At 57.3% G+C, this 1,380-nt stretch carries 1 protein-coding gene; it reads left to right on the forward strand.

Annotation, left to right across the window (positions count from 1 at the left end):
* Window positions 1-385 precede the first annotated feature (385 nt).
* Window positions 386-1,348 (forward strand): acyltransferase family protein, encoded by a 963-nt coding sequence (locus CN97_RS19650; RefSeq protein ID WP_035715298.1) that lies wholly within the window; start codon window positions 386-388, stop codon window positions 1,346-1,348.
* Window positions 1,349-1,380: the final 32 nt, after the last annotated feature.

Raw genomic sequence — 1,380 nt, forward strand, 5'->3', positions numbered from 1 at the left:
CTAATATCATTCGGAGAAGTCCTGCTCACGTGACGGATATCTGTCCTGAATCGATCATTCACCCCCCGCCACTCCCGCGCACCCCACGCCTTTCATGTCATCTTCATATGAAAATTCCGCTGCTGCCGAACGCTTTGGCAGATCGCACCCTGTCCTGAAAAATTATACAGCAATTGATACAGCCGCCCTGATGTCGAAAAACATCGGATATATCGTCAGAAAATGTTGGACATTTCTCTGATAAACTTACAGAATTGCCTTATTAAACCACCCGGCAACAGGCTTGCTTCTGCAACATTTATACAGTTGCATGATACCCAGTTTCCCGGCGTGGACATCGAATTTGAACCCGCGCTCCCATAGGAGCAAAATAGAGGCAAGAATAATGACCACACCGGTCACTGCCCAAGCTCCGGTCGTTTTTGAAGGCCGTGGTCCCCGCATATCTCTCGGCTATAATCCCACCGTCGATTATATCCGCTTTCTCGCGGCGCTGGTCATCGTTCAGTTCCATGCCCGCGCGCCGCTGAACGTCATCGGACAGGGGGCTGTCGGGTTCTTCATCCTCGCGATGATCTGGTTTACTCTGAATGGGCTGCAGCGACGCAAGGAACCGGTGGGCGCGGCAATCGCGATGCGGGGCCGGCGACTGCTCTACCCATTCCTCATCTGGGGTGTCCTGCAGATCCTTGCAAAGGTCGCACAATCCGTAATGACGGGCGGCAGCCTCATCGAAGAGCTTCAGGCGTGGCACCCGCCGGTCGGAAGCTTCGGGCAATTGTGGTTCCTGCCCTGGGCACTGGCCGTCAGCGCTGTCCTTATCCTTCTGGCACAAAAGACGACATTCCAGATTTCCAGCTGGCGGCCGCTCCTGTTCTGGCTGGTGCTCTTTGCCCTGGCCACCATCGCCTGCCTGGAGGTCTGGTCATGGCAGGAGCTGCCCCTGATCCTCCGGCTGTCGGTGCTGTACCTGCCTTCCGTGGGCGTCGGAATGCTGCTTTTCGCCGTGCGGAACTCCGGCTGGATCCTGATTTTCGTGACAGCCATCATCTGCCTGTTCGGGCTTGTGTTGCGGGCCGCGGGGATGGATGGCACGCAGCAGTTGATCCTTGCGCCCCCGATCATGGTGCTGTCGCTGATGGTGCGGACGCCGGAATTCGGCTGGACGCGCAAACTGGGCCAGCTCTCGATGGATATCTATCTTGTGCATATCCTGATGCTGAGCGTGGCCGGCGCCATTCTCGGCATTGCCACCCATACTTTCGCCGGCGGCATCATGATCTGCCTGCTGAGCCTGGGTGCGGCGCTGGTCATGCAGCTTCCCCAGATCGGGAAATGGCTCCGCTAGCCGCGCCGGAAAAGCACCACCTCAAATAAAGG

Origin of the sequence: Haematobacter massiliensis, from assembly GCF_000740795.1 — a bacterium.
GTDB lineage: Bacteria > Pseudomonadota > Alphaproteobacteria > Rhodobacterales > Rhodobacteraceae > Haematobacter > Haematobacter massiliensis.